General features: G+C 42.2%; 31 protein-coding genes. 8 read left to right on the forward strand and 23 right to left on the reverse strand.

Annotated features, from left to right (window positions below; genetic code table 11):
• Window positions 1–36 precede the first annotated feature (36 nt).
• Both AC4CUZ_RS18395 and AC4CUZ_RS18400 read left to right on the forward strand, forming a co-directional pair.
• Window positions 37–501 carry an Lrp/AsnC ligand binding domain-containing protein gene (locus AC4CUZ_RS18395; protein ID WP_004694947.1) on the forward strand — a complete coding sequence of 155 codons (465 nt, stop codon included), beginning with the start codon at window positions 37–39 and terminating at the stop codon, window positions 499–501.
• Window positions 502–585: 84 nt separating this feature from the next.
• The gene (locus AC4CUZ_RS18400) at window positions 586–1,329 is read left to right on the forward strand and encodes a sporulation protein (RefSeq protein WP_201950164.1); all 744 of its coding nucleotides are present in this window, start codon (window positions 586–588) and stop codon (window positions 1,327–1,329) included.
• Window positions 1,330–1,426: 97 nt separating this feature from the next.
• Here the strand turns inward: AC4CUZ_RS18400 and AC4CUZ_RS18405 are convergent, their stop codons facing one another.
• Window positions 1,427–2,071, reverse strand: coding sequence for an HAD-IA family hydrolase (locus AC4CUZ_RS18405; RefSeq protein ID WP_201950162.1), 645 nt, complete (start codon window positions 2,069–2,071; stop codon window positions 1,427–1,429).
• A 93-nt stretch (window positions 2,072–2,164) separates the two neighbouring features.
• On the opposite strand from AC4CUZ_RS18405, the gene AC4CUZ_RS18410 reads away from it, so the two are divergent.
• On the forward strand, window positions 2,165–2,932 hold the full coding sequence (locus tag AC4CUZ_RS18410; RefSeq protein ID WP_183174418.1) for a hydroxymethylpyrimidine/phosphomethylpyrimidine kinase: 768 nt from the start codon (window positions 2,165–2,167) through the stop codon (window positions 2,930–2,932).
• Window positions 2,933–2,962: 30 nt separating this feature from the next.
• Here the strand turns inward: AC4CUZ_RS18410 and AC4CUZ_RS18415 are convergent, their stop codons facing one another.
• The 9 genes from AC4CUZ_RS18415 to rpe all read right to left on the reverse strand — a co-directional run bounded on the left by AC4CUZ_RS18415 (window position 2,963) and on the right by rpe (window position 9,867).
• Window positions 2,963–3,616, reverse strand: a complete 654-nt coding sequence (locus AC4CUZ_RS18415) for a nuclease-related domain-containing protein (RefSeq protein WP_419381116.1) — start codon at window positions 3,614–3,616, stop codon at window positions 2,963–2,965.
• Between the two features lie 121 nt (window positions 3,617–3,737).
• Window positions 3,738–4,223 carry a methylated-DNA--[protein]-cysteine S-methyltransferase gene (locus tag AC4CUZ_RS18420; protein WP_279042859.1) on the reverse strand — a complete coding sequence of 162 codons (486 nt, stop codon included), beginning with the start codon at window positions 4,221–4,223 and terminating at the stop codon, window positions 3,738–3,740.
• A gap of 33 nt (window positions 4,224–4,256) precedes the next feature.
• The gene (gene sugE / locus AC4CUZ_RS18425; protein WP_010325989.1) at window positions 4,257–4,574 is read right to left on the reverse strand and encodes a quaternary ammonium compound efflux SMR transporter SugE; all 318 of its coding nucleotides are present in this window, start codon (window positions 4,572–4,574) and stop codon (window positions 4,257–4,259) included.
• Between the two features lie 82 nt (window positions 4,575–4,656).
• Window positions 4,657–4,974: a quaternary ammonium compound efflux SMR transporter SugE gene (gene sugE / locus AC4CUZ_RS18430; protein WP_005400191.1), complete on the reverse strand. Its 318-nt coding sequence runs from the start codon at window positions 4,972–4,974 to the stop codon at window positions 4,657–4,659.
• Between the two features lie 233 nt (window positions 4,975–5,207).
• Complete coding sequence (locus AC4CUZ_RS18435) at window positions 5,208–6,134, reverse strand: copper resistance protein B (RefSeq protein ID WP_201950151.1); 927 nt, start codon at window positions 6,132–6,134, stop codon at window positions 5,208–5,210.
• Complete coding sequence (locus tag AC4CUZ_RS18440; protein WP_201950148.1) at window positions 6,121–6,414, reverse strand: hypothetical protein; 294 nt, start codon at window positions 6,412–6,414, stop codon at window positions 6,121–6,123. Before AC4CUZ_RS18440 ends, AC4CUZ_RS18435 begins: the two co-directional genes overlap by 14 nt.
• Window positions 6,401–8,230 carry a copper resistance system multicopper oxidase gene (locus AC4CUZ_RS18445; protein ID WP_201950145.1) on the reverse strand — a complete coding sequence of 610 codons (1,830 nt, stop codon included), beginning with the start codon at window positions 8,228–8,230 and terminating at the stop codon, window positions 6,401–6,403. The genes AC4CUZ_RS18440 and AC4CUZ_RS18445 overlap by 14 nt, the downstream gene beginning before the upstream one ends.
• 45 nt (window positions 8,231–8,275) lie before the next feature.
• A complete protein-coding gene (locus tag AC4CUZ_RS18450; RefSeq protein WP_201950135.1) occupies window positions 8,276–8,749 on the reverse strand; it encodes a hypothetical protein in 474 nt (157 codons plus the stop codon).
• Between the two features lie 431 nt (window positions 8,750–9,180).
• Window positions 9,181–9,867, reverse strand: coding sequence for a ribulose-phosphate 3-epimerase (gene rpe / locus AC4CUZ_RS18455; RefSeq protein ID WP_201950130.1), 687 nt, complete (start codon window positions 9,865–9,867; stop codon window positions 9,181–9,183).
• Window positions 9,868–10,045: 178 nt separating this feature from the next.
• On the opposite strand from rpe, the gene AC4CUZ_RS18460 reads away from it, so the two are divergent.
• Window positions 10,046–10,321: a DUF2218 domain-containing protein gene (locus AC4CUZ_RS18460; protein WP_004984216.1), complete on the forward strand. Its 276-nt coding sequence runs from the start codon at window positions 10,046–10,048 to the stop codon at window positions 10,319–10,321.
• 17 nt (window positions 10,322–10,338) lie between these two features.
• Here the strand turns inward: AC4CUZ_RS18460 and AC4CUZ_RS18465 are convergent, their stop codons facing one another.
• The 9 genes from AC4CUZ_RS18465 to AC4CUZ_RS18505 all read right to left on the reverse strand — a co-directional run bounded on the left by AC4CUZ_RS18465 (window position 10,339) and on the right by AC4CUZ_RS18505 (window position 18,600).
• A complete protein-coding gene (locus AC4CUZ_RS18465; protein WP_201950127.1) occupies window positions 10,339–11,394 on the reverse strand; it encodes a M48 family metallopeptidase in 1,056 nt (351 codons plus the stop codon).
• A 10-nt stretch (window positions 11,395–11,404) separates the two neighbouring features.
• The gene (locus AC4CUZ_RS18470) at window positions 11,405–12,514 is read right to left on the reverse strand and encodes a YjgN family protein (RefSeq protein ID WP_004694984.1); all 1,110 of its coding nucleotides are present in this window, start codon (window positions 12,512–12,514) and stop codon (window positions 11,405–11,407) included.
• 126 nt (window positions 12,515–12,640) lie between these two features.
• Complete coding sequence (gene fghA, locus AC4CUZ_RS18475) at window positions 12,641–13,477, reverse strand: S-formylglutathione hydrolase (RefSeq protein ID WP_279042872.1); 837 nt, start codon at window positions 13,475–13,477, stop codon at window positions 12,641–12,643.
• Window positions 13,478–13,500: 23 nt separating this feature from the next.
• Window positions 13,501–14,877, reverse strand: coding sequence for a C13 family peptidase (locus AC4CUZ_RS18480; protein ID WP_201950125.1), 1,377 nt, complete (start codon window positions 14,875–14,877; stop codon window positions 13,501–13,503).
• A gap of 123 nt (window positions 14,878–15,000) precedes the next feature.
• Window positions 15,001–15,819 (reverse strand): class I SAM-dependent methyltransferase, encoded by an 819-nt coding sequence (locus AC4CUZ_RS18485; protein ID WP_419381117.1) that lies wholly within the window; start codon window positions 15,817–15,819, stop codon window positions 15,001–15,003.
• Window positions 15,813–16,637 (reverse strand): undecaprenyl-diphosphate phosphatase, encoded by an 825-nt coding sequence (locus AC4CUZ_RS18490; RefSeq protein WP_005400203.1) that lies wholly within the window; start codon window positions 16,635–16,637, stop codon window positions 15,813–15,815. The genes AC4CUZ_RS18485 and AC4CUZ_RS18490 overlap by 7 nt, the downstream gene beginning before the upstream one ends.
• A gap of 12 nt (window positions 16,638–16,649) precedes the next feature.
• Window positions 16,650–17,315, reverse strand: coding sequence for a tRNA (adenosine(37)-N6)-threonylcarbamoyltransferase complex dimerization subunit type 1 TsaB (gene tsaB / locus AC4CUZ_RS18495; RefSeq protein ID WP_005400204.1), 666 nt, complete (start codon window positions 17,313–17,315; stop codon window positions 16,650–16,652).
• Between the two features lie 128 nt (window positions 17,316–17,443).
• Window positions 17,444–17,974, reverse strand: a complete 531-nt coding sequence (locus AC4CUZ_RS18500; RefSeq protein ID WP_005400205.1) for a gamma carbonic anhydrase family protein — start codon at window positions 17,972–17,974, stop codon at window positions 17,444–17,446.
• Window positions 17,975–17,997: 23 nt separating this feature from the next.
• Window positions 17,998–18,600, reverse strand: a complete 603-nt coding sequence (locus tag AC4CUZ_RS18505) for an NUDIX hydrolase (protein WP_005400206.1) — start codon at window positions 18,598–18,600, stop codon at window positions 17,998–18,000.
• Window positions 18,601–18,723: 123 nt separating this feature from the next.
• Between AC4CUZ_RS18505 and AC4CUZ_RS18510 the strand changes: the two genes are divergently transcribed.
• Window positions 18,724–19,272: an NUDIX hydrolase gene (locus AC4CUZ_RS18510; RefSeq protein WP_010325974.1), complete on the forward strand. Its 549-nt coding sequence runs from the start codon at window positions 18,724–18,726 to the stop codon at window positions 19,270–19,272.
• A 60-nt stretch (window positions 19,273–19,332) separates the two neighbouring features.
• Here the strand turns inward: AC4CUZ_RS18510 and AC4CUZ_RS18515 are convergent, their stop codons facing one another.
• Window positions 19,333–19,716, reverse strand: coding sequence for a hypothetical protein (locus tag AC4CUZ_RS18515; RefSeq protein WP_279042882.1), 384 nt, complete (start codon window positions 19,714–19,716; stop codon window positions 19,333–19,335).
• A gap of 297 nt (window positions 19,717–20,013) precedes the next feature.
• Window positions 20,014–20,715 (reverse strand): IS1 family transposase, encoded by a 702-nt coding sequence (locus AC4CUZ_RS18520; protein ID WP_004282344.1) that lies wholly within the window; start codon window positions 20,713–20,715, stop codon window positions 20,014–20,016.
• A 24-nt stretch (window positions 20,716–20,739) separates the two neighbouring features.
• On the opposite strand from AC4CUZ_RS18520, the gene AC4CUZ_RS18525 reads away from it, so the two are divergent.
• A protein-coding gene (locus tag AC4CUZ_RS18525) for an IS3-like element ISAcsp5 family transposase (protein ID WP_490748084.1) occupies window positions 20,740–21,866 on the forward strand; the annotation gives its coding sequence in 2 pieces (ribosomal slippage) (window positions 20,740–20,998 and window positions 20,998–21,866; 1,128 coding nt in all).
• A gap of 246 nt (window positions 21,867–22,112) precedes the next feature.
• The gene (locus AC4CUZ_RS18530) at window positions 22,113–23,462 is read left to right on the forward strand and encodes an anthranilate synthase component I family protein (RefSeq protein WP_005400209.1); all 1,350 of its coding nucleotides are present in this window, start codon (window positions 22,113–22,115) and stop codon (window positions 23,460–23,462) included.
• A gap of 71 nt (window positions 23,463–23,533) precedes the next feature.
• Here the strand turns inward: AC4CUZ_RS18530 and hisC are convergent, their stop codons facing one another.
• Window positions 23,534–24,625 (reverse strand): histidinol-phosphate transaminase, encoded by a 1,092-nt coding sequence (gene hisC / locus AC4CUZ_RS18535; protein ID WP_490748034.1) that lies wholly within the window; start codon window positions 24,623–24,625, stop codon window positions 23,534–23,536.
• Between the two features lie 174 nt (window positions 24,626–24,799).
• Window positions 24,800–26,101, reverse strand: a complete 1,302-nt coding sequence (hisD, locus tag AC4CUZ_RS18540; RefSeq protein WP_171054223.1) for a histidinol dehydrogenase — start codon at window positions 26,099–26,101, stop codon at window positions 24,800–24,802.
• 175 nt (window positions 26,102–26,276) lie between these two features.
• Here hisD and AC4CUZ_RS18545 point away from each other — a divergent pair, with 175 nt between their 5' ends.
• Window positions 26,277–26,621, forward strand: coding sequence for a nuclear transport factor 2 family protein (locus AC4CUZ_RS18545; protein ID WP_005400212.1), 345 nt, complete (start codon window positions 26,277–26,279; stop codon window positions 26,619–26,621).
• Window positions 26,622–26,626 lie beyond the last annotated feature (5 nt).

Here is a 26,626-nt window from a genome sequence, read left to right on the forward strand (position 1 = left end):
TTGTCGCGCTAAAATTCTAAACATAGGAAATTTATAATGCGTAAATTAGATCGGATTGATCAGCAGATTTTAGACATTTTACAGCGTGATGGACGAATTGCGATTAGTGAATTGGCCTCTCGCGTCAACCTCTCAACCACACCCTGTTCAGAACGTGTCAAACGCTTAGAGCGCGATGGTATTATCATGGGTTACTACGCACGCCTCAATCCACAACTGGTCGATCGAAACTTATTGGTATTTTTAGAAATTAAGCTATCGGCCAAGTCTGGCGATGTGTTTGATCAAGTGGCACGTGACTTGGTCGAAATCCCTGAAGTTTTAGAATGCCATCTGATTTCAGGTGAATTCGATTATTTGGTCAAAGCCCGTTTAAAAGAAATGAGTGCCTACCGACGCCTATTGGGTGATTTACTAAAAAAACTGCCCTCTTCAGCGTCATCGCACAGTTATATTGTGATGGAAGAAGTCAAAGAAAGTTTTTATTTGGATATTCGCTAACAGCTTATTAAAAATATGCATTTTAAAAATGCATTCACTTTAAATGTTTAAAATCTATCGATTCCCTATTGGAAGTTCTGCACCTTGTTTAACAAACTTATGTCTAGTCTTGGCTTACAAGGCATTCAAGTCGATACTCGTCTACACACCACCGCACCACAAGCGGGTCAAGCCATTCAAGGTGAGGTTATTTTTAAAGGTGCCGCGTCTAATAAAATTATCAACGGTATTTATTTAAAGCTCATGACCACAGCCGAGGTTGAATCGGATGATGCTGAGTACAATAGTGCGTTAAGTATTGCCGAATGGCACATTAGCGGGACTTTTGAGTTACAAGCCCATCAGTCACATGCATTTCCTTTTTCGATTCAACTGCCCTTTGAAACGCCAGTTACAGATGTGCCTTGCCGCATCAATAAAACCCGAGTGTGGTTACATACGCATTTAGATGTGGGCTGGGGACTCGATGCCACTGACAAAGACTATTTACAGATTTTCCCGACACCGGCTATGCAGGCGTTTATTCAAGCCATGCAGCAATGCGGTTTTCAGTTAATGACCGTCGATGTTGAAAAAGGTCAACTATGTGGCAACGGCTTCCACTCGAGCATTGGTTGTTATCAAGAACTTGAATTTAAACCTACGCAATTGTTCAACAGCATCAATGAAGTTGAAGTGTCCTTTGTGGCAGAGCAACATCAAACCCATGTACTTTTGGAAGTGGATCGTAAATTTCGTGGTGATAGCTTCAACAGCCTTAGCATTCCGCATCAACAGGCCAATCCTGCACTGTTAGCAAATGAAATTAGACGTATGTTAGGCATTTAATTTTTAATCCCTGCGCACGACTGTTTCAATATAGAAAAGTCGTGCGCAGTCGAAAAAGACGTTCTTTAAATCCTGTCCGAATTAAATCCTATCTGCGTTAAATCAAGTCCAAGACATCGGCAAAGGTTTTAATTCGTGCTTTAGGTGCGGCTTCCGTCAACTCTTGATCAGAACCATAACCGTATTCCACCGCAATGGTTTCAATGCCGTTACGACGTGCACCCAAAATGTCATGCTCACGATCACCAACCATCAGACACTCTTCCGCTTTTAACTGCTCTTTTTCTAAAATATAAGCAATCAACTCTCCCTTATTGGTGCGCTCACCGTTCAGTTCACTGCCATAGGGATGGATAAAGTATTGCAGTAAATTGAAATGCTCTAAGATTTGACGTGCATAAATTTCAGGTTTTGCTGTCGCCAAATACAAGTGATAGCCCTGCTCGGTCAGTTTTTTTAAGGTCGGTTCAACATCGGCAAATAAATGGTTTTCATATAAACCTTTCACCGCAAAGCGCTCACGATAGCCCAATAAAGCTTGCTCTGCCAAAACATCGTCCACTGCAACATTTAAGAGTTTTGCCAAAGACGCTTTTAGGGGTGGCCCAATAATCCAGTCAATGTTTAGATCTTCAGCAATGGGGTGTCCGACTTTGTTTAAGCCATAACGCGCACTTGTGGTAATGCCAACTTTCGGATCTGTTAATGTTCCATCTAAATCTAGCAAAATATGTTTAATCACAGCTGATCCTTCTTGGGCTTTAAATAAAATACTATCGAGAGTTCTGCCAAAGTTGCCTATACTATCGCAAATTTTCGCAACAAGGATATTTCTGTGCGCGCAACCGTACTGTGCTTTTCTGGTTTAGACCCTTCAGGTGGTGCTGGTTTACAGGCCGATATCGAAGCGATTGGTCAAAGTGGTGCGCATGCAGCCATTGCGTGTACAGCACTCACTGTTCAAAACTCGCAACAAGTGTTTGGCTTTGAAGCGACGTCAAAAGAATTGCTGTTAGCTCAGGCGAACGCTGTTGTCGGTGATTTACCGATTAAAGCCGTCAAATCTGGCATGTTAGGCACCACTGATAATATTGCAGCACTGGCTGAGTTTCTACGTGAACATCCTGAGTACAAATATGTACTCGACCCTGTTTTAGTGGCGAACAGTGGCGGTTCACTGGGTGATCAAGCAACCTTAGTCAAAGCTTTTGTTGAGCTGATCCCATTGGCGGACATTATTACCCCAAATACAGTTGAACTACGAGCGTTAACAGGTCTCGATGACTTAGCTACCGCAACGCAAAAACTATTTGAAATGGGTGCCAAAGCGGTACTGGTCAAAGGTGGTCATGAAGACACACCGGACTATATTCGTAATGCCCTGTTTGTGAATGGCGAGCTCATTTCTGAAACTCGCTGCCCGCGTTTAGCTGGTGAATATCACGGTTCAGGTTGTTCGCTGGCAAGTTTTATTGCGGGTCGTTTGGCGCAAGGTGACAGTGTTAAAGTCGCAGTACATCATGCCGAAACATGGCTCTTTGGTGTATTAAAACAGGCAGAAACACCTGTTGAAGGCGGTCAAAAAATTCCCAAGCGTTTTTAAGTAGAAAACCCTGCGTATGCAGGGTTTTGTTTAACGGTCTTGATGGCGTTGTTTTAAATGTGCGACATGCTCACGGTTGGTTTTCCATGACTTTTCTAACACTTCTTTTTCAATCCGAAGCTGAATCCGTTTCAGTTTCATCGCTGGAATCACTTCTGTGTTAAAGGTCTTAATATAATCGACCCATGTTTTACCTTTAAATACTGTACTGGGCATTGCAGTTTTAAACTCACATTCAGGCATAAACACCACAGCAGAATGGATATAATCTACATCAACAATATCTTGCAACACACTTTGCAGCACTTTGACGTGTTTATAATTTTGATGCAGCGGATTTTGAAATTTAAAGCTCTTTTTATAAATTTTCTGCGTCCACATCTTTTGACGCTCACCACCAAAAATCCAGCCCTTATAGTTTTTGGTTTCAATCACAAAAACACCAAAGGGGCTCAATACAATATGGTCAATTTGAGTCGTTCCGCCCTGCTCATCAGGCAAAGTCACATCGTTAATTAGAGTATAACGCTCATCCAAATACAATTTCACATGCGCTTGAACTGCGAACTCGCCAAACCTCCCTTTCAGATAGGGCTTAAACGCTTTTAAAAGGCCGATCCCGAACAAGATCAGTAGCATCCACCACAGCTCTGAAAACACATTCCCCACAATTTGACTCATCATATTATTCATCGTTATTTGAGTTAGAGACACGATTCTTCAAAAGAATACAGATTAAAAAACAAAGTACTTACTTTTAAATTATTAAACTAAAATACGAACGTAAAAACTCCGAAACACACGCTTAATTCGCAATTTTCTCAAGCGTCAATAAAATATCTTTATTGTCCAGACCGCCTGCAAAGCCGACCAATTTTCCATTCGCCCCCACAACCCGATGACACGGCGCAATGATTGAAATTGGATTTTTGCCATTAGCCGCACCCACTGCACGAACGGCTTTGACATTACCAATCTGTAGCGCAATATCTTTATAGCTTCGGGTTTCACCAAAAGGAATTTGCAATAAAGCCTGCCAAACTTGCTTCTGGAAATCTGTCCCCCAAAAATCCAAAGGCAAATCAAAACTTTGACGTTTTGTCGCAAAATATTCGCTCAACTGTTTCTCTGTTTCCAGCAAAATCGGATGCTGATTGTGTTCGACCAGTTCAGCTAAACGTACCCGTTTGGGATTTTCATTTTCCCACAATACGGCAACCAAGGCTTGATCATGTGCCACCAGTCTCAGTACCCCGACAGGAGATGGCATATATTTAAAAAATAAGCGCATGGTTCACCACAAAAATTGTCTATGTATGTAACATTATGACGATGAAAGTTTCATCAGTACAAGCCCAGAAATAATTAAAACCGCTGCGAGCATCCGCATGGCATTGGCAGGTTCACCTAAAATCAAGATACCCACCAAAAATGAACCAATCGCGCCAATCCCTGTCCAAACCGTATAGGCAGTGCCCAAAGGTAAGGTCTTCATGGCATAAGACAGCAACGCAAAACTGGCCACCATAAATACGAGGGTTAAAATACTCGGTGTCAGTTTAGTAAAACCATCCGATACTTTCATTGCATAGGCCCAAACCACTTCGAGCAAACCTGCAACAATTAAAATCACCCACGCCATACGCAAAACACCTTTTATTCCGAGCAGAAACAACAAAGCTTCAAACGAAGGATCGCTTGAAGCTCTACATATTTAAATGAATTTAGCTGGATGAGAGTTTCATCAAAATCAGGCCCGATACAATCAGCACCGCAGCAAACATCCGCATAGCAGTTGCTGGCTCACCTAAAATAAAAATCCCCACCAAGAAAGATCCAATCGCACCAATCCCAGTCCAAATGGTATACGCGGTTCCTAGCGGCAATGTTCGCATTGCATAGGCCAGTAAACCAAAACTTAAAATCATGAACACAATGGTAATGATGCTGGGTGTGAGTTTGCTAAACCCTTCGGACAGTTTCATTGAATATGCCCAAACGATTTCAAACAGACCCGCAAAGATAAGAAAAACCCAAGCCATGCTACTGACTCCTCTTCACTAGAGTCAGGCCGTCCTGACGAATTTTCTCAATATGAGGGAGGTCGTTCATCCTAAATATGCCTCAAATTATAGCAAAGAGCGCACCAAAATGAATTATTTTCATACTTAGAAATCATTAAAGCGCAAAAAAGAGTGATCCGAACCAGCAGATCACTCTTTCAGCACAACATTGGTGCAATCTCAAATATTTACTTTAAACCTAAACGTCCGACTTAAAACTTAAAGCGAATACCCATTCCATACTGCCAACCTTTCTCTTCGTCACTTTCAGCCTGCCAAGCCGTCGCTTCATTGCCTTTGCTATATTCATAGGCAATGTCCACATAAGGCATGACTTTTTTGCTGATCTCATAACGTGTCTCAAGACCAACGGCTGCACTACTGAGACCCGATTTTTTGGCATATTTAGAGTCATCACTGAAAATAATATTCATATCTAAATAAGGTTTAAAAATCAGCTTTTGGGTCAGTAACAAGTCCCGCTCGGTTTCTAAACTAAACGCAGCATAGTTGTCTGCACCAGCATATACGTAAGCATCAGTTTCAAAGAAATACGGCGCTAAACCATGTAAGCCAAGCACCCCATCCACTTTTTCTTCCGTATCCCATCCCTGCTGTTCATACTCTACTTTTTCAGCTCGGTATCGTGCACCTGCCTGTATATCCCAAAAGTCTGAAATCATACGGCTATACAGCACTTTGGCATCATATTCAGCCTTATGCGCTTCCTGCTTATCCGCATGTACCTTGATAAACAGCTTATTTTCATCTGTCCCGATACGGGTTTCAAACTCAGACTTTAAACCACCATCGCCATCTTCATTCAGCAACCACTTGTTATCGACGGTGGTGACCGCATAAATTTGCGCGCCGTGCTCTTTGCGGTGATCATGCGTATGTGCTGTTGAATCATGATTCATCTGCTGTACATGTTGTGCGCTAGTCTGTGGAACAGCTTGAGTTGGAGTGGTCATCGCCTGATGCTGTGCATGTTGTGACATCACGGACTCAGTTGTCATGGACATATTTGCATTTGCTTCAGCAGGCATATGATGCCCTTCATGCGCCATAGCCGCAGCACTCATCAACACGAAAGAACTGCTCACTATGCTTTTAGAAAAAAGATTAATGGTGTACATGATGATCTCCTTTCTGAGCCTTCGACTGTTTGCTTGGTTGAGTCTGAGCTTGCTTCTCCGATGAAGGCAGACCAACCGCATTTTTCTGTTTCAGCATCTGAGTATGCTCATCGGCACTATGCTGATGATGCTCATGTGCCATTTCTTTGGACTGATCTTGGCTTGTAGATTTGGCTTTTTGTTTTTCATGATGTGCATGAGATTCGGCAGCCATAGCAAACGAACTCAATAAGACACTAACAGCTAGGGCAAAACCTGAAAAAAGATTAGTGATGCGCATGTTCATCTCCTTTTGGTTCAGCTTGAGCTGCTGTTTTTTGCTCTTGAATTGGGGTGGTGGACACTTGACTATCACTCACATTGGCCACAATCAGTTTATTCATCATGCCTGAGCTCATGTGATACAGCAGATGACAGTGAATCGCCCATTCGCCTAACTCATCTGCGGTCAGTAAAGCAGTCACTGTTTTGCCCGGTGGTACAATCAAAGTGTGCTTATTCGGCATATCAACGGCGGCTTGTCCATTTTCCAGTTGCATAAACATACCGTGCAAATGCATCGGATGCGCCATCATGCTGTCATTGATAAATTTGATCCGAATACGCTCGCCATACTTCACTTTCAACGGTTCAGCGTCGCTAAATTTTTTCCCGTTGATGGTCCACAAATAGCGTTCCATAGTTCCACCCAAACGAATCACTAACTCGCTCGTCGCCTCACGGGTATCTTTTTGAGGCTCTAAGGATTTCAGATCGCTATATTGCAATGCCTTATCACCTTTAGGCGTAGAGGCATTCGCCCACCCATACACTGGTGTAACAGCTTCCTGTACCGAACTTGCTGTCGTATTCTGTTGCGCATGACCCATCTGTGTATGATCCATCTCAGATATGGTCTTATGATTCATCTTTGAATGATCCATACCAGCCATCGCTTCAGGGTTCATTTTGGAGTGATCCATTTCAGGCATTGTTTCATGGTTTATCTGTGAATGATCCATACCTGAATGTTCTGAGCCGTGCCCCATATCTTCCATGGTCAACAATGAGCGTGGACGTGGCGCAGGCATATGTATGCTCTGTGCCATTGGAGTCAACTCATTGTGTAAAGTTCCAATGGCGTAGCCTGAACGGTCAATCGACTCTGCTTCAATTTGATAATGCCCTGCTTTCGGTTCCACAATCACATCATAAGTTTCAGCAGTTCCAATCCGAAACTCATCCACAGGAACGGGTTTGACGGGTTGACCATCTGCACTGACCACGGTCATTTTTAAGTGAGGAATACGGATATCAAAAAATGACATGGCTGAAGCATTGATAAAACGCAACCGAACCTTCTCATTCGGCTTAAACATACCTGTCCAGTTCTGCTCAGGCGTTTTACCATTGATCAGGAAGGTATAACCCGTGACATCGGACAGATCCGTTTTTAGCATGCGCATTTGGTTCCAGATGGAACGGTCTTGCCACGCGGCTTTTAAGCCCTCGCGCTGTACTTGTTTCCACACATCAGCAACGGTTTCACGCTGATTTTGATAATATTCGGCAGAAATTTTCAGATTCTTCTGAATTTGTTCACTACTCTGCTCATGGAAGTCCGACAGCATCACCACATAGTCACGCTCAGTTTTTTCATGCTGAGCTAAAGGCTTTTTGTCTTTGGGATAAATGACCAATGCGCCATACAGCCCATCTTGCTCTTGTCCTTTCGAGTGTGCGTGATACCAATAGGTTCCACTTTGGCGCACTTTGAACTTATAGACAAATTCGCTCTTCGGCTGAATACCATTAAACCCGTTAAAACCTGGCACACCATCCATTAGCCCGGGCAAAAGCAAACCATGCCAGTGGATCGATGAATCCTGTTTTTTTAAGTTGTTTTTAACCCGAATGACCGCATCATCGCCCTCCTCAAATTCAAGCAGAGGTGCAGGAAACTGCCCATTAACGCTAATGCGTTTTAACGACTTTCCCGTTAAATTGACGGGACTTTCATCAATGACTAATTGGTATTCTTTGACTGCGCCAAAGCTCCAAGAAGATGACATCAGACACGCCCCAAGGATGAGGCTTTGTTTAAATTGAATAGACATGACTAAATCCTAATAATTTTAAAAATAAAGTTTTAAAAATCAGGATTAGGCTTTAGGAGGACGTAGAATTTCTTGCCAATAGCCCACTAAATGTTGAGCTTGATAACGAAAATGGGGGGATGATTGTACTAAAGCGGCTTCAAGCTGAACCACTGCAAGCGGTTCAACGTCTAAAAGCGTCAGCGTCGTTTGGCAGTGATACTGTGCACACTCCTGACACTGAACTTGCTTATTTTGCAGCATATCCGAGGCATGACAATTGCTCTTCGCTGTTATGTCGGTCTGAGCCATATGCATTTGATGTCCAGAGACTGGACTCGATGATTTCGTTTGATGACAGTCGGGCATGCTTTGCATACCTGTTGCATGCGCAGAACTTTGCTCACTGGTTGCAGCCTGCATACTCAGCTGCATCATTTGATGCATCGGCGCTGCCGAAGCTTGGGCAATACCACTCCACCCCATTACCAAGGTAATGAGTAAGACAAACCAAGAATGTGTCTTGAGCAGTGAACGCACAATCAATCCTATTTAGTCAGTGAAGAATGATATTTCAACGCAACAAAACGTTCTGTGCATGTAAATGCCTAAGCTTTTGTTGCTGATCCCAATCTACAGGATAAGCAAAGAATAGTTTATACACAAGTTTATAAATTTAAATTCAATTACTGCGACGGTTTAGCCACTACGCACACTTAAACAATAAAGTTATTTTTTAAACAGTGCTATTTTTAAGTAAAGATGAATAAAGCATCAGTAAGAATCAGGCTTTCACACCATAAAAAAGGACTCAAATGAGTCCTTTTTATACATTTAACGTCTAAATACTAAACCATTGCTGTGTAAACGTTTGAATATTAATCAAGTTATCCATATCGTTATCAACATAGATATCCACCAGTTTATCCATAAAGTTATCCACAGAACGCATAGTATTTATACCTATGAGCTTAAACCTTTACCGCACCGACTTTTGCAAGCTCTGCACGCATATCATCAATCACAGCTTTATAATCTGGTTTTCCAAAAATAGCTGAACCAGCAACAAACATATCTGCACCCGCTTCTGCAATCTCGCGAATATTTGCAGGTGACACACCACCATCCACTTCTAAACGAATATCACGCCCTGAAGCATCAATAATTTTGCGTGCTTCACGTAGTTTGTCTAAAGTCATCGGAATAAACTTTTGACCGCCGAAACCAGGGTTCACACTCATCAACAAAATTTGATCGACTTTATCGAGCACATAATCTAAATAATATAACGGCGTTGCTGGGTTAAAGACCAAACCCGCTTTTGCACCGCCTGATTTAATCAACTGTAAAGAACGGTCAATATGGTCAGAGGCTTCTGGATGAAAGGTAATAATGTCCGCGCCTGCTTCTAAGAAGTCACCAATCATGCGATCGACAGGCTTGACCATCAAATGCACATCAATTGGGGCTTTGATGCCATAGTTCTTGAGAGCCTTACAAATACCCGCACCAAAAGTCAGATTTGGCACATAGTGGTTATCCATCACATCAAAGTGAACCACGTCTGCACCTGCTGCAAGTACATGTTCAACGTCTTCACCTAAACGAGCAAAGTCAGCAGAGAGAATAGATGGTGCAATTAAATAAGGCTTGGACATGCGTGTACCTGGCTTATACAAAAGGGAATGAACGCATTATAGCAAATTCAGCTTTTGAACTGGGACTTGTGAAAAAAGAAAGCGCTAAGCTTTCTAAATTTGCAACGTAGCGTTGCAACATTCAACTTTTCATTTGGCTTGAAACTGCTATGGTAAATGATCAATCGACGAGGTAAATATGAAAAGTACTGCGGATATTGTCACGACAGATGCGGCTCGAATTGCAAAACGACTGGTGAATCACTGGAAACATAAGTTTGAAATCGAACAAGAACCCAGTAGTTTTACCATTATCATGCCTGAAGCACGGGTACTGTTAAGCCCTCAAGCCGAACATTTACATGTCAGCATTGAGGCGAGTGAAGAAAAATTGAGTCACTTAGAACACGTGGTCTTAGACCACCTGATCCGTATGGGACAAACGCCACTCACAGCAACATGGACACAAGTTTAAGTCAACGGCTGAATGAATTAGTTTGATAACCGTTGCTGTTGGTTAAATTGGCGAATAGCTGCAATACGCTCTTGGGTCGCAGGGTGACTTTGGAAAAATGAACCAATGCCACCGTCCTCCTCTTCTTCGGACTTCCCTTGCGGCTGCTTTTCTTCCTCTTCGGCACGTGCATCATCTTCCATACGTGCTAAAAAGTTTGCCAAATGTAAGCTGGAGATATGGTTTTTATCCAGCACTTGCATGGCATACAAGTCCGCATCACTTTCAAAATTGCGTGAATAACTGGCACCAACCAAAGCCACGGGCAAAGTTGTAAATAAGGCCGAACTGTCCCCCGTCACCGCAATCAATAGCACACTAAAACCTAAACTGGATAAGGCTTGCTGTAAGCTATGTCGCTCGACCAAGTGCCCTTGCTCATGTGCTAAAACCCCAATAATTTCATGATCATCTTTAGCTAAATTAACCAGTTCATCGGTCAGAATAATGGTGTTGTTTGGCAGCGCTAAAGCATTCGTTCCAATTTGTCCACCTGCACGAAACAATACTTTGGCAGGTTGCCCATTGGCAACAAGGTCTTGATAGCTTTGCATGATTTGTTTTTGACGTGCAAGAGGGACAGTCGAAGGTCCCGTCAGCTTAAACACTTGTTCTTGCGCTTCATCGCCGAGTTTATAGATGGTATCGGCAGGTAGTTGCATCGCGACATAATGTGCTGCGCTTGGAATACCCCATCTTAAAATGGCAAAGATAAAAGCGGCAACAAACACCACACTAAATAAGATGAGACTTGGTGAGCGTTCTAATTTCCAAATCGAATGCTGTACATGCTTTTTGTTCAGCTCAAACCAGTCAGGCAATGCTTGTGGAAATTCAATCCGTGCATCATCTTTCAACTCAATCACAGGTTGAATCTGCCCCAATGCCCCAATCAACTGCATATCGGCATAGTAATAACGACGCTGCTGCTGGTTATAACAGATCAACACCGTTTCTCGGTCTATCGGTGCAATCGTGGCTGGATAAGGCTTAGAAATCTGCCCATCGTAAAAGGTGATGTTTTGTTCCTGCATTTAAGCCTCGTTACAGCGAAATATCGATGTCAAAAATATCACTCAGCTCTTCAGCAATAGCATTCGGGTCATCTTGAGCCAAATTGTACATACGATCTGGATCATTTTTTAGGGTTAAAGTTAATGACTCAATTTGATACTGATACAAACGCACCGCAGCCCATGCAGATAACAAACCGAGCGAGAGGATTTTTAAAATCCAGTTGGTCATCACGATCCATGCATAATGCATCTGACCGCAGTCCGTTTGGAAAGGACTACGCCCCAGCGTGGCTTTATTCCATGTGGTAATAAAAATACGCGCCATCATCAACGGCCAAATCATAAAAGCAGCAATCATATAAATCACCGCCACGATGATCCCAAACTGGGTTGGAGAACTGCTCCCAACTTGAAGAGTGAAGGCAACGAATAATCCTAAAACAAAGACAATTCCAATAAACAAAAACACAGGGACGTACATAGCACGCATATAGTCAGGCCAATCGGCATGTAACTCAAAACGTAATTGCCCGAGTTGTAAATTATCCAGCGTGTATTTTTTAAAATACCAAAACAGCACTGGGAAAAAGATCCCGAGGGTAAAGATGTAAATCAAAATGCCTTTCAGCGCCAAGATATAGGCTTCTTTGGTTGTGCCTGTAAAATAAAAGCGGCTATTGCCAAATTTACTGTTCCGCGCTCGGAAACGAATGGTTGAACGCACCAACCACGGAACCAATAAAAAGATGATGAGGAAACCAATTAAAGAAGCTTGCCAAGATACCTGAGCCAAAGCTGAAGCGCCAAAGTACACGCCCAAAGCAATAATTCGACCAATCAGGATACGTGTAGGTACACCCGTAAAATCAAACTTGCGGCGATAAAACACCGTGTTGCCATAAAAATAGCGTAAGCGTCTAACCTTCGCCCAAGGCGCATATAAACTGAAGGTAACAATGGTCAATAAGATATTCACAATCCAAATGCCAAAGTACTCACGGGCATTACCACGGAATTGGAAACGAAAGGTCTGTCCCAAATAGGCGTTTGGCTCATCCGTGGGAACGGCTGGTGGAGGTGGCCAGCTTGCTTCAAAAGAAGCCTCTACAGGTGGCAAAGATGCCTCTGAATTTTGCATGTATACCCTATCTATTATTTTACTGTTTTATTTTTCAAGAACAAAAAATCAATCACCCAACCATGTTAATGCCAGTGCTGGATGATTTCTAGTCAAAAATTAAGAATAAATACGACAAATCAAGATTTAAGCTTCGAGCTGTACGGCATGAAACTGCAGGTGATCATCAATAAAACTTTGAATAAAATAATAACCATGGTCATAGCCTGCATGTTCGCGAAGCGTCAGTGGCTGGCCCGCAGCCTGACAGGCTTGCTGAAATAATGCAGGACTGAGCTGGCTATAAAACTGATCACTCAAACCCTGATCAATTAAAATATCGGCAAAATGAGCTGTTTTTGTTTGGACCAAAGCGGTTGCATCATGTTTCAGCCACTCAGCTTGATCTGAACCTAAATAGTTTGAAAACGCTTTTTCGCCCCAAGGACATTGGCTGGGTGCGCAAATCGGAGCAAATGCAGACACCGACTTAAACTTCTCAGGATATTTCAAGGCCAAGGTTAAAGCGCCATGACCGCCCATGCTGTGCCCGAAAATACCAATACGCTCTGCTTGTACAGCAAATTGCTGAATCACTAAATCATACAACTCTTCAACAACATAGCTTTCCATCTGGAAATGCTCAGCCCACGGCGCTTGGGTGGCATTAATATAAAAACCTGCCCCTTGCCCAATATCCCAATGATCACCTTGCGCAACCTGTTCACCACGAGGAGAAGTATCAGGCGTTACCAAAATCAGACCTAGCTGTGCTGCTAAACGCTGCGCATGCGCTTTAATAGCAAAGGTTTCTTCGGTACAGGTTAAACCTGCCAAATAAAATAATGTTGGGCACGCTTGCCCTGCTAGCGCTTGAGCCGGCAAATAAATGCCGAACTTACTCTCGCCTTGAAGGCTGATGGAATTAAATCGGTAAATACGCTGTTCACCATCAAAACTACGGTTAGATTGTACTAATTCCATCAGGGTTCCTTTTTAGATCCAAATTAAGGGTTTGCAACAGCTTTAGGTGGAAACAAGCGCTGTTCAAGTTGAGGAAGCATCAGCTCCATATTTTTACCCATCGACCACTGTGGTTCAGACGGTTCAAAACCTTGTGCTGTTTCCCATTGGCTCACAGTCTTTTGTGCTTGGCTAAACGCCGTTTCTATACTGTTTTGTTCACGCATTGCTTGATCAAAAAACGCCCGACCAAAATAAGTATAATCTGCTTCATTGGTACAACCAAAAGACTGACGGTCTGCTGCCGAAGCGGTAATGATCAAAGTATTGTCATTTTGCAGTGCTGGTACAAAGCTTCCAGAGAAGCACGATGAAATAACAATCACACGCCAGCGAATACCCGATGCATCTAAGGTTTCGCGTAACCATTTCGGGTCGACCTGAGTTAAGTCTAAAGGTGCATTTTCCATTTCGAATTGGTTCGGTAAACCATGCGAAGTCATATATAAAAATAACACATCGCTTTCACGGTTCATCTGCTGTCCCATACGACGCAGCGCCATTTCAATACTGTGTTTAGAGGCAATCGGAATTTCTGTTCGTGTAGCAGGGTTATTCACCAACATCATCGAACGGCCCAACGTACCAAAACGCGTATCGAACTGTTCTTTTATTCGCTCGACTTCCGAACGGAATACATCTTGATAACTCGCTCCCGCCACCCCAAGGAAATACCAATGTGACTGGGCAAATTCGCCATATTGCACGGACTCTAGTGCTTTATTGAGTAAGCGACTTTGTGCATAGAAGGCATCTTCTGCAAAGGTTGGTGGCGTTTCTTCTACTTTCCAAATCGGCTGACTGGTCACTGACATTTGCCAAACCACAAGGGTAAACAGCGTGGCCAAGACAATCAGGGCACGCTCCCACCAAGGCCATTTCAGCTCACGCGAAAACACCCACACCACAGCCAAACTCTGCCAGACAAACAATACCATGAATACATTCGGCAGGTAGTCGTAGAAGAAATACGGCAGGACATCAACCATGCCTAAATATTGGATAAAACTTTGTAATAACGCGATATGCGTATCCAACACCAACCAGAGCAGTGCTGGTACCAACATCAAACGCGGATTATTCACCCGTTGAGACAGAAAAATCCCGACAATCAGGGCAATGAAAGGCCAAAGTGCGTAACTAACCAAACCTTGTGGGTTAAAGTCACCGATCTCTCCTGCGCTCAACCAGCTAAATAAAGTATTGGCTGAGCCACCTAAAATCCCCCAAAAAATGAGCTGCATAATCGAAGGATGGACAATTTGCAAAGAGCGTCGTGAACCTAGAAACAACCACATCCCCGCAGTTTGGTTGCTTTTAAAATCATGCCAAAAGTTGATGGAGGGTTTGAAGTCGATCATAAGATTCTAATTAAATTGTGACTTGCGTAGGGACACACTAAGTTTATGCTTGATCAGCATTTTATCAATGATGTTTTTAACTATATAACAAATCTTTGCATACTTTTGAAGCAGTCTTCCACTTCAGTCTAAGCGTTCATGCTGAAAATAGGCATCAAAACGGCATGCATCCCCCAGCCACTGATGAGTAGTTTCTTGATTTGCCAAAAATACGGCCAAGCGAGGACGTTTGACCACCACCCGTTTTGCCACTTTTTGCGCTAAGCCAAGCAGATTATCGCCCAAATCCATCTCACCATCTTCAGGCAATAACATATGTAAAAGTTGCATTTGCTTTTTCACTTGTGCCTGTTTTTTCACCGCTTGCTGATTTTGATCCCGTTGCGGAAACATCGGATCTAGATAAACCACATCGACCGTATTGCCCTGCTCTGCTTGTTGCTGCAGATACTGTGCGGAATCTGAAAAAACCAAGTGAATTCGAGTCACCACAGGGTTTAAAAATGCATCCTGCAAAGCCTGTTCCTTACTTGACTCTAACAAGGTGAATAAAATGGGATGGCGTTCTACCAAAGTGACATTGGCGCCCAAATATGCCATGAGCAGTGAATCATGCCCAAGCCCTGCCGTTGCATCAATGAGCTTAGGTTTTTCAGTCAAGTAGCAAGCACGAGCAATCATTTCAGACTTTAACGACGCACGCTTTAAACGTGGAACTTCAGCTTTCCAATCCGGCTGCATTTTCATGCCATTGGCACAAAGCCAAAGCCCATCGGCATCGGCACACAGACCCAGTTCAGGATGAAAACGGAAGAAACGTGCATTTAACTTTTCGGCGACTTCGATGCTGACCTCGACACCGCGAGAAAAAAGCACAGCAACATAGTGCTGTGCTTTTTCTAAATGCTCTTGTTCCACATATAAGCGCATTGGGCCTACCATAACTTCCAACCCGTAAAGGCAAACAGTAGAATCACTAAGCCTGAAGCGATGCGATACCATGCAAAAATCATGAAATCACGCTTCGCCACATAAGCGACTAAAGCACGAATCAACAGTAAAGCCGAGATAAAAGAAACAATAATGCCTGTTGCCAATACGATCCAATCTTGTTGTCCGTCAAACACATGTGCGCTTTGGTATAAATCTAAAAGACCCGCACCAATAATTACTGGAATACCCAAGAAGAATGAAAACTCAGTGGCTGCTTTGCGCGATACACCTAAAAACATCGCACCAATAATGGTTGCCCCTGAACGTGATGTCCCTGGAATTAAAGACAGTACTTGAATCAGACCAATCCAAATCGCATCTTTGATACTCAGGTCTTCAACTTCATGGACGCGCTCTTGTGGTGGATGCTTTTCAATCCAAATAATAATCAAGCCACCTACAATCAAACCAATGGCAATGGCAATATCATTAAATAAAAGCTCTTTCACCGTTTGACCAAATGTCAGACCAATCAGCACAATAGGAATCGACGCTAAAATTAGCCCAATCCCAAGACGCCGACCTTGGGGTTCACCACTAAAAATCCCCGTTGCTGCTCCCCACAAACGTGCCCAATATTCATAAATGACGGCTGCAATTGCCCCCATTTGAATGGCGATCACAAAGACATCACTTTTTTCTTTGGTCCAGAAATTCATGAGTTCTGAAGCTAAAATTAAATGTCCAGTACTCGAAATGGGTAAGAATTCAGTAATACCTTCAACAATACCCATAATTGCCGCTTTGAGCAGCAGTAAAAGATCCATAAAAAACCCTAATTATGCTTTGCCCTGTTCCGGGATTTTTTTCCAAGCGTTATCACGTAAATAGACTGGAAGTGCAAGTTCAGCACTCACCCAGTGTTGTTGCTGTGCATTCTTGCGCGCAATTGTGGCAATATCTTGCGCAGTTGCACTTAAATCTTTGTATTGTATTTGTGATGGATCAATTAAGGTTGCACCTGAACCAACTAAAGTAAACGGTGCACATTCAGTAGCTGCTGCATAGCTTAAAAGCTGTTCTTCATCGACGGCTTGCATGATGCCGTCCGTATCTAATTGAAAACTCGCAATATAGACTTCACTCATACGAGCATCTAAAACTGCGGTGACTGTGGTTAGACCATGCACGCGATATGCGGCTTGTGCGAGCGCTTGTAAGGTTGAGACAGGAACCACAGGCAAATCATGCGACCATGCCAAAGCTTGAGCCACGGCAGCATTAATACGAACGCCGCTAAAAGAACCAGGACCACGACTAAAAGCGATACAAGACAAATCTTCTGTCTTTATATCCAACTGTAAAAACCCTTGTTCAATCATTGGGAGAATCGTTTGCGTTTGTGCTTTTGCGCGCGTATCCAATTGGAAAAAAAGTTCTTTATTTTCATCTACAATAGAGACGGAACACTGCTCATTTGCAGATTCCAATGCCAGCACTTTCATGCACAACCTTAATGATTTAATCTATAAAAACGTGGCTATGATACTCCACTCAAAAGCACTAGGCGAGATGTTCTCAGAACAGAACTAAAAAAGCCTAGAGAAATCTAGGCTGAATGGGAAAAATAAGCTTATAACTGTGCCGGCTCTAAATCGATAAATTGTTTAAAGTGTTCTGCATAATGCAGTGCACTCATTTTCAAACGAGCCTCAGCCGTTTCATCCAAAGTTTTGACCACTTTACCCGGTGAGCCCATAACTAGAGAATTATCTGGAATGACTTTCCCTTCAGGAATCAGCGCATTCGCGCCAATAATACAATTTTTACCAATCACGGCATTGTTTAAAACTACGGCATTAATCCCAATCAGACTATTATCTCCCACAGTGCAACCATGCAACATGGCTTGATGCCCAATCGTGACATAATTGCCAATATTCATTTCAATCCCAGCATCTGTATGTAAAACCGCATTTTCCTGAATATTGGTAAAGTCACCTAAACGAATTTTGCAATTGTCTGCACGTACGACCACCCCAAACCAAATACTAACCTGTTGCCCCAATTCGACTTGACCGATCACTGTGGCATTTTCCGCAATCCAACCATTCCATGGTTGATGCATTGCTTGTGGGGAATGACCTTTAAATTTGTACAACATATTTTTTCCTTAAAATACTCAACTTACTTTGGGAACCGAAAAGTCGGTGAATTGACTAAAAATGGCCACTCTTTATGGTAGCCTAAACCATATTGAAATAATGCAACCAACATCCGTGCTGTCAGCCCCCAAACAATTTCATTTTCCACCCGCATACTGGGAAAATAGAGAGATTGATGGGCAAAACGAACTTCATAAGGCACCGCAGGTACTTCCATCAGCTGTTTAAGTGACGCAAAGAAAATACGATCAATTTCTGTCGGCTGGGCAACCAGTTCAACTTCAGGCGGAATCAGCCCGACCACAGGTTTGACCAGCATACCATTGCGGGCCTTTTGCATCGGCAAATCACCGAGCAGCTGTACATCAAAAGGATTCAATGCGGTTTCTTCATAGGCTTCACGTAAGGCAACCACAATATTACTGGTATCTTGCGGATCTCTTTTTCCGCCAGGAAAAGACACTTCACCAGCATGATTAGATAGGTAAACAGAGCGGCGGGTCAGTAAAACTTTGGGATTGTCTTCATTGGTGATCGCGATTAACACAGCTGCATCTGCCGATTTAATTTTGTTTGAAAACCGTAACTGTTGCTGCAGTATGCGTGTTAATGAATGTTCATCCATTGAACGTCGTCCCCATCATTCTTTTTTTCATCATAGCTGAATTTGATACTGAAAAAAGAGAAATGATGCCAAAATTTAATTTTTAAGTTATGCTGAGTCTGAACTTTATCATTGATGATGAATATGGACTTTTGCAGCAATTGCGGACAAAAAACAACAGAACAAATCCCTCTTGGCGACCATCAATTGCGTCGTGTTTGCACCTCTTGTAGTTCTATTCATTATGTGAACCCTAAAGTAATTTGTGGTGCACTCGCACTTTGGGAAAATAAAGTATTGTTATGCCGCCGTGCCATTGAACCACGTTATGGGCTATGGACCTTACCAGCAGGTTACATGGAGTTGTTTGAAACCATGGAACAAGGTGCTGCACGAGAAACCCGTGAAGAAGCTGAAGCGGAAGTTGAAATTGAACAGCTATATTGCATGTACAATATTCCGCGTATTGGTCAAATTTATGTGCTCTTTAAAGCGAACTTAGTAGATGGAAAATTCGGTGCTGGCGAAGAAAGCATTGAATGTCGTTTATTTGAAGAAGATGAAATTCCTTGGTCAGAACTGGCTTTCCCTAGTGTCGAACATACCTTACGTCACTATTTTGCCGACCGTAAAAGTAATCAATTTAATCTTCATCTCGAAACCCTAGGTACACGCTTAGACCATACAGGTTAATGTTGCCTAATATCAAAAAAAGCCCATCGATGATGGGCTTTTTTTGTGTTTACAACAATATTATTTTGCTAACACCTTATAGCATTCAGCAATTTCAATTGAAACCTCACCCTCACGGAAGTCCGCAGCCGCTCGATTGGCGATGCTATTTTTTTCATAATAGTTATTCAAATACGCTTTATAGATATTGCTCCACTTTACCCCTGCACCAGAAAAATCACTGAGGGAAATATAAGCACTTTCATTAACATTGGCAGACAATAAATTACCGAGATTAACGCGTGCCCCACCAATCACTGTAGAGGTCTGTTTTCCTTCACTATTCACATCACTCACAATATTGGTATTTGCACCAATAACTGCGCCATCAATTTTATCAAAGATAGGATTTGCCAAGAGGATACGGAAGGTTACAGCTTTATTTGAAGTATCTGTCGCACCCAATGTTCCAATTCGGTACTGTACTTGATTGTTATCTGTCGTTAAGGTTGCACCCGTTGTTAGTAGTGGTGTACACGCCGTCGTTTTATTACTAGCGGACTGTATATCAGTACGAATATCACCCGATTCATCAATTGCATGATGTGGGTATAGGATTTTAGACCACGCCTATAAGTGATAATCTACTCCCCAATAAGCATGGGAAATGCTTGTTTTTGGAGTCAACCATGACACGAAGAAAACGTCGTAATCATTCAGCAGAGTTTAAAGTTAGGTGGTGTTTTAAAAAGTATGCTGACATTAAATGAAGCCATTATTGATGTAAAAGAAGGTTAAGTCGAAGGCTTTAAAATGGTTTTCAAGCTTTTTGGAGAAATTGCAACTTCTTCTAAAACCACGCCTTATTCGATGCCTTATTTTGCAATTATTACCTTCAATTCCTACAGTAAAAAACTTACCAATACTTTGCTTGCAGTTTTTAAAAGCAGTGATGAAACTGTCCCAATGATCACTTGCAATTCGGGTGTAGTGAATACCTAATTGTTTAAGCTTTGTCTTCAACCTTTGGACTGTAGCTAAATCTCTCTTACCCCAAACATAAGCAACAATCTCACCTGTTTCTCGATGGTAGGCGTAAATAAGCCATTGTTTATTATTTTTATTTCCAACAAAAGTCCAGAATTCATCTACTTCGAGAGATTCATAATGACTTTGTTTAGGCTGAATTTGATAGGCCGATTCAGTTAAAGTCCGTAAGACTTTACCGATACTAATGCGCTCAACTTCAGCGATATCTCGTATACCGCTGCCTCTGACCATTAACTGTAATATTTTACGAGTAATGCCAGAATTACATCCTAGATAGCTCAGAGCATGGTCACCAATAAACTGACGTTTGCAGTCTTTGCATTGGTAGTTTTGTTTCCCATCTACTTTGATGCCATTTTTCTTTATACTGTCACTGAGGCAGGTTGGACATTTGATTTCTAGAGTTATTTGCATTTCTCTATTTTATCAAAATTCAACCTGCTTTTTTTTAGCATACTTTTTGATACACCACCTAAAGTTAAAGTTGCTCTCGCAGCAATTAAAGGCGACCACACACTCGCTGAACTTTCTACTCAATTCGACTTACATCAAAACCAAATCATCGATTGGAAAAATCAACTGCTTGAGCAATCAGTCAATATTTTTTCACGACCAACAGCACAACAAGAACCAGAGATTGACCTCAAAGCTCTACATGCCAAGATAGGACATCAGGCATTGCAAATTGATTTTTTAGAAGGTGCGCTCAGAAAAATAGGGCAGCTGAGCGGCAAAAAATGATCGATAAGACCCATCAACTTTCGGTACGACAACAATCGCAATTGATTCAAATCAATCGCAGTACGTTGTATTACAAGCCCAAAGAGATTTCATCAACTGATTTGAGTTGGATGCGTCTAATCGATGAAATTCATCTCGACTACCCATTTATGGGCAGTCGAATGATACGAGATATGCTACAGCGTCAAGGACATCAAATAGGTCGGCGTAAAGTCCGACGTTTAATGCGCTTGATGGGAATACATGCCTTGTATCCAAAACCCAATACCAGTAAGCCTAATCTTGCACACCGTATTTTCCCATATCTGTTGAAAAACATGGTCATCGATCACTCTAATCAAGTCTGGTGTACAGATATCACGTACATTCCTATGGCTAAAGGCTTTGTCTATCTGTGTGCAATTATAGATTGGCATAGTCGTAAAGTACTGGCTCATCGAGTATCGATCAGTATGGAAACAGACTTTTGCATAGATGCGTTGCAAGAAGCAATTGTGAAATATGGTTGTCCAGAGGTGTTTAATACAGACCAAGGCAGTCAATTCACAAGCGAGGCATTTTTGAATGAGTTAAAATTGCGAAATATCCGTATCAGTATGGATGGGAAAGGACGATGGATGGATAATGTAATGATCGAGCGTTTATGGCGCAGCGTGAAGCATGAGGAAGTCTATTTGAAGGCTTACGATACGGTTAAACAAGCGAAACTATCAATTGCTGAATATTTGGATTTTTATAACATGATACGTCCTCATTCAAGTTTGAATAAGGCAACACCAAATGAATTTTATGATCAACATTTACTAAAAGTAATGGCAGCATAATTTAAATATTTAGAGCGGATTTATCACTTATAAAACTGAATTGAGTGGTCTAATTAACGGAACCACATTAGTATTAAGATCTATCCTTGAGTGACTTCATTGCCTGAACTAAGTTATATGCGAGTGATTTTTTGATCAACTGCTGTTGGTCGCAATCCATAGCTTACCGATAAACGGTATTTCCTCTATGCGTACACGTACAATGAGGTAAAATAGCCTGAATTTTTTAATCCTATTTGCGTTAGCATGACTCTAAGCCAATCATTTAAAAAGATAATTTGTGATTCAAGCCTCTCTGTATCTCATATACTACAGGCATTGAATGAGCTCACACAGTTAGTCTATTTACAAAATGTCGATGCACCTGTCATTGCTTTTTTACCCGAGCGTTATCAAGTTTTTCAAAAAAACCAGCACTTTTTCTTTCAACGCACTCAGGATTTTTGTTACATCCACGATGACAAAGAAATAGACATTTCCAGTAATATTCAGCCAAACTCAGAACAAAAAGAAGCATCTTTTAGTGGCGGACTCATTGGATTCGTCAGTTATGATTATGCCGCCCAGCAACACGTTCCTGTTCAAATTAAGCCACAGCCAAGCCTATTTTTAGGTTTATACAGCAGTTATCTACAATGGACTGATGCAGGCTGGCTATTTTGCAGTAGTGATTCACAAGCTGAACACATTTATCGCAAAATTGAATCGTATTTATTCCAGCCATCGGCCTTAAGCCATCCACTCCAACTCGCATCGATCTGCCAAGCACGCTGGACTAAAACCGAATACAAACAAGCCTTTCAGCAAGTACAGGAATACATCAAAGCTGGGGATTGCTATCAAATCAATCTGACACAAGAGTTCACAGCCAAGGCACATGGTCGACTCCTAAGTGCAGTCGAAGCATTTTGGCAATTGACCGATGCACCTTACTCGGGGTATCTCCGTATCGATGATTTTGAACTCTTAAGTTGTTCACCCGAGTTGTTTATTGATTTTCAAGCTCATCGAAAAATCATTACCAAGCCGATTAAAGGCACCATGCCGCGCTTTGCAGATCCAGTCTTAGATGAACAATCTAAACAACGCTTAATGGCTTCGGAAAAAGACCAAGCTGAAAATGTGATGATTGTCGATCTACTGCGTAATGACTTGAGCGTTTACGCAGAAACGGGCTCAGTCAAAACACCTAAACTGTTTAATATTGAAAGCTTTAAGCAAGTCCATCATATGGTCAGCGAAGTCGAAGCAACACTTAAAGCAGAAGTTCATCCCTTTCATGTGCTGCTCTCTGCTCTACCTGGCGGGTCTATTACAGGTGCACCTAAAATTCGAGCAATGCAGATTATTGAAGAACTCGAAGGTGCACCACGTGGAGCGTACTGTGGCTCAATGGGTTATTTTAATTTCGATGGTACTGGTTCTTGGAACATTCTGATTCGTTCCATTCAAAAATTCCAAGATGAGGTTTCACTTTGGGCTGGCGGTGGAATTACCATTGCATCAGAGTGTGAAGCTGAATACCAAGAGTGCTTTGACAAGGTCTCAGCACTGCTTAATTTACTCAATACTTTTGTGCAAACGGACGCTGAATAACCACCAAAATAAAAAAGTGAACCTTCACATCAGTGAAGGTTCACTTTTCAAAGATCACAACTGTTGAAAGTTTATTTTAAAATATCATTTTTCAATGTATCGACTAAGCGTTGATTTTGTTCATCAGTTCCAACCGTGATACGTAAAAACTGGTTAATACGCGGTTTATTGAAATAACGCACAATAATGCCTTGTTCACGTAATTCAGCCGCTAATTCACCTGCATCTTTGCTAGGGAATGATGCAAAGATAAAGTTGGCACTTGATGGCAAAACGTTAAAGCCCAGTGCGGTCAATTGTTCAACCAAATGTTCACGGCTTTGAATTACTTTTTGATTTTGTGCTTCGAAATAAGCTTGATCTTCAAATGAAGCGACCGCAGCAGCTATCGCAAAACGGTCCATTGGATAAGAGTTAAAACTATTCTTCACCGCTTCAAGTGCCGTAATCAAATGCGGTTGAGCAATCGCAAAACCAACACGTAAACCCGCCAGTGAGCGAGACTTAGACGTGGTTTGGCACACCACCAAGTTCTCATATTTTTCCACCAAACTGACTGCCGATTCAGCACCAAAGTCGACATAAGCTTCATCAATCACCACCACTGAATTTGGATTGGCCTGAAGCACTGCTTCTATTGCAGCTAAACCAATATCAATACTGGTTGGTGCATTTGGATTGGTGATAATAATGCCGCCATTGGCTTGTTTATAGTCATCCACCACAATTTCAAAGTCATCATTGAGTGGTAAAATTTTGGTTTTGACCCCAAAGAATTGGCTATAAACAGGATAGAAGCTATAGGTAATATCAGGGTAAAGTAAAGGCAGCTTTTGCACAAAAAAAGCTTTAAAAATATGCGCTAAGACCTCATCTGAACCATTGCCAACAAAGACATTTTCAACAGCAACATTTTGTTGTTTCGCAATCGCCTGCTTTAACGCAGAAGCATCTGGATCTGGATATAAACGCAGTACATCTGCTGAGTTTGCCAAGACTGCTTGAACAGCTTCCACCACTTTTGGTGAGGGTGGATATGGGTTTTCGTTGGTATTGAGCTTCAATAAATTTTGAATTTTCGGTTGTTCGCCTGGCACATACGGTTCTAATGCACGTACTTCAGGACTCCAAAAACGCATTTGTTCTGTAGTAATGTTAAACATTGTCTATCTCATTTATGCACTCAACTTACTTTTATATAAGCCCTCTCCTTCTAGGAGAGGGTTTGGGAGAGGTTTATGATGTCCCAAACTGAATTAAATATTTTCCCCTCTCCTAACCTCTCCCATAGGGAGAGGAACATTCATTACTGAACAAATGAGGGATCTAAATTTATATTATTGATAACGATAACGTGCCGAACGCGCATGCGCATCTAAGTTTTCTTGTTGCGCTAATATATCTGCGGTTTTCGCCAAAGTTTTCACACCTTGCTCAGAGCACATAATCAAACTTGAACGCTTTTGGAAATCGTATACACCCAGCGGCGAAGAAAAGCGTGCCGTACCCGAGGTAGGTAACACGTGGTTCGGGCCTGCACAATAATCACCAATCGCTTCAGGGGTATATCTCCCCATAAAAATCGCACCGGCATGGCGAATATGTTCAGCCATTTCCTGCGCTTCGTCTAGGCAAAGCTCTAAATGCTCAGGCGCCACTTGATTAATCAGCTCAACTGCTTCAGCGCGGTCTTTCACAAGCACTAATGCGCCACGATTGGCAATTGAAGTACGCGCAATCTCCGCTTTAGGTAACGCTTGCAAATGCGCTTCAATAGCCAGTTCTACTTCATTTAACAGCTGTTCATCCGATGTGATAAACACTGCTTGCGCCACAGTATCGTGTTCAGCTTGGGACAATAAATCCATTGCCAACCACTGTGCGTTATTCACGCCTTCAGCATAAACTAAAATTTCAGATGGCCCTGCAATCATGTCGATACCGACTTGTCCGAATACTGCACGTTTCGCAGCCGCGACAAAACGGTTGCCCGGCCCCGTAATCTTATCCACCGCTGGAATCGTTTCTGTACCATAGGCTAAAGCCGCAACCGCTTGTGCCCCACCAATGGTAAAGACACGGCTGACACCAGCCAAATAAGCGGATGCTAATACCAATGGATTCAACTCACCATTTGGTGCAGGCACCACCATAATAATTTCAGGCACACCCGCCACATGCGCAGGCACAGCATTCATCAGTACAGACGACGGATAAGATGCCAAACCACCCGGCACATAAATACCAACGCGATCTAAAGGCGTTACTTTTTGCCCAAGTGTGTTCCCCAAGGCATCCACATAGGTCCAGCCTTCTTGTTTTTGCGCTTGGTGAAACTCACGAATACGGTTTGCAGCGAGCTCTAACGCCTCGCGGACTTCGGTACTCAAACCATCAAAAGCGGTTTTTAATTGTTCTTGGGTCAGTTCTAAATCTGAGAATTGATGCGCGGGATGTCGATCGAACTGTTGAGTGAGTTTAAGAACATGAGCATTACCATGCTGACGAACATCAGCGATGATTTGATCTACGGTTTTTAAAAGTTCTGGGTCACTCACGGTTTCAAAAGCCAACAAATCAGCAAAGACTTGTTTAAAGTTCTGATCTTGAGTCGATAAACGTCGCATCAATTTATCCACAATGAAAATAAAGGGAAGCTTTAGTTTACCTTGTTTCCTGTATTTTGTGGGCAACAATCCTCCAGCTAAACACGGAGTGTAATGAAAAATTACTTTTAACTTCATCGGGAAATGAATGTGACTATGATTTTTAAACTAGAATTATTAAACATGACTAAAAAACAGGCAAAACGAGATGCCCCTCACGGACATAGCCACCTACTTTTCAACGGGGCAATTTAGCCGAATCCAACAGCATTTTTCACAAACCATTACATGGGAAATTGTAGGTGAACAACAGCTGTCAGGTTTTGATCAAGTGCTCAAGCATTGCCAGTCTATCGAACATTATTTTTCGACCGTCGCACATGAGTTCCATATTCAAGCAATTCATGAAACGGGTCATCATGTGATTGTTCAAGGTGAAGCGCAATTTCATGACACCCAGCAGACATCCCGAATTTCTGCTTGTGATGTCTATAATTTTAACAATTTGAATCAACTGGCCCAAATTCAATCCTATTGTATTTCAATCCAATAAAAATA

The sequence above is a fragment of the Acinetobacter sp. 789_lipA genome (genome assembly GCF_058242845.1).

What these genes read in the sequence shown, in the direction of transcription:
- sugE (WP_005400191.1), bottom strand. Translation starts at nt 4,974, where the DNA reads ATGGCTTGGGTTTTTCTTATCTTTGCGGGTCTGTTTGAAATCGTTTGG.
- AC4CUZ_RS18530 (WP_005400209.1), top strand. Translation starts at nt 22,113, where the DNA reads ATGACTCTAAGCCAATCATTTAAAAAGATAATTTGTGATTCAAGCCTC.
- AC4CUZ_RS18420 (WP_279042859.1), bottom strand. Translation starts at nt 4,223, where the DNA reads ATGCGCTTATTTTTTAAATATATGCCATCTCCTGTCGGGGTACTGAGA.
- AC4CUZ_RS18490 (WP_005400203.1), bottom strand. Translation starts at nt 16,637, where the DNA reads ATGGATCTTTTACTGCTGCTCAAAGCGGCAATTATGGGTATTGTTGAA.
- AC4CUZ_RS18435 (WP_201950151.1), bottom strand. Translation starts at nt 6,134, where the DNA reads ATGTACACCATTAATCTTTTTTCTAAAAGCATAGTGAGCAGTTCTTTC.
- rpe (WP_201950130.1), bottom strand. Translation starts at nt 9,867, where the DNA reads ATGTCCAAGCCTTATTTAATTGCACCATCTATTCTCTCTGCTGACTTT.
- AC4CUZ_RS18440 (WP_201950148.1), bottom strand. Translation starts at nt 6,414, where the DNA reads ATGCGCATCACTAATCTTTTTTCAGGTTTTGCCCTAGCTGTTAGTGTC.
- AC4CUZ_RS18500 (WP_005400205.1), bottom strand. Translation starts at nt 17,974, where the DNA reads ATGTTGTACAAATTTAAAGGTCATTCCCCACAAGCAATGCATCAACCA.
- AC4CUZ_RS18415 (WP_419381116.1), bottom strand. Translation starts at nt 3,616, where the DNA reads ATGATGAGTCAAATTGTGGGGAATGTGTTTTCAGAGCTGTGGTGGATG.
- AC4CUZ_RS18460 (WP_004984216.1), top strand. Translation starts at nt 10,046, where the DNA reads ATGAAAAGTACTGCGGATATTGTCACGACAGATGCGGCTCGAATTGCA.
- AC4CUZ_RS18545 (WP_005400212.1), top strand. Translation starts at nt 26,277, where the DNA reads ATGCCCCTCACGGACATAGCCACCTACTTTTCAACGGGGCAATTTAGC.
- AC4CUZ_RS18465 (WP_201950127.1), bottom strand. Translation starts at nt 11,394, where the DNA reads ATGCAGGAACAAAACATCACCTTTTACGATGGGCAGATTTCTAAGCCT.
- fghA (WP_279042872.1), bottom strand. Translation starts at nt 13,477, where the DNA reads ATGGAATTAGTACAATCTAACCGTAGTTTTGATGGTGAACAGCGTATT.
- hisC (WP_490748034.1), bottom strand. Translation starts at nt 24,625, where the DNA reads ATGTTTAACATTACTACAGAACAAATGCGTTTTTGGAGTCCTGAAGTA.
- AC4CUZ_RS18470 (WP_004694984.1), bottom strand. Translation starts at nt 12,514, where the DNA reads ATGCAAAATTCAGAGGCATCTTTGCCACCTGTAGAGGCTTCTTTTGAA.
- tsaB (WP_005400204.1), bottom strand. Translation starts at nt 17,315, where the DNA reads ATGAAAGTGCTGGCATTGGAATCTGCAAATGAGCAGTGTTCCGTCTCT.
- AC4CUZ_RS18480 (WP_201950125.1), bottom strand. Translation starts at nt 14,877, where the DNA reads ATGATCGACTTCAAACCCTCCATCAACTTTTGGCATGATTTTAAAAGC.
- AC4CUZ_RS18520 (WP_004282344.1), bottom strand. Translation starts at nt 20,715, where the DNA reads ATGCAAATAACTCTAGAAATCAAATGTCCAACCTGCCTCAGTGACAGT.
- AC4CUZ_RS18395 (WP_004694947.1), top strand. Translation starts at nt 37, where the DNA reads ATGCGTAAATTAGATCGGATTGATCAGCAGATTTTAGACATTTTACAG.
- AC4CUZ_RS18505 (WP_005400206.1), bottom strand. Translation starts at nt 18,600, where the DNA reads ATGGATGAACATTCATTAACACGCATACTGCAGCAACAGTTACGGTTT.
- AC4CUZ_RS18485 (WP_419381117.1), bottom strand. Translation starts at nt 15,819, where the DNA reads ATGGTAGGCCCAATGCGCTTATATGTGGAACAAGAGCATTTAGAAAAA.
- sugE (WP_010325989.1), bottom strand. Translation starts at nt 4,574, where the DNA reads ATGGCGTGGGTGATTTTAATTGTTGCAGGTTTGCTCGAAGTGGTTTGG.
- AC4CUZ_RS18445 (WP_201950145.1), bottom strand. Translation starts at nt 8,230, where the DNA reads ATGTCTATTCAATTTAAACAAAGCCTCATCCTTGGGGCGTGTCTGATG.
- AC4CUZ_RS18510 (WP_010325974.1), top strand. Translation starts at nt 18,724, where the DNA reads ATGGACTTTTGCAGCAATTGCGGACAAAAAACAACAGAACAAATCCCT.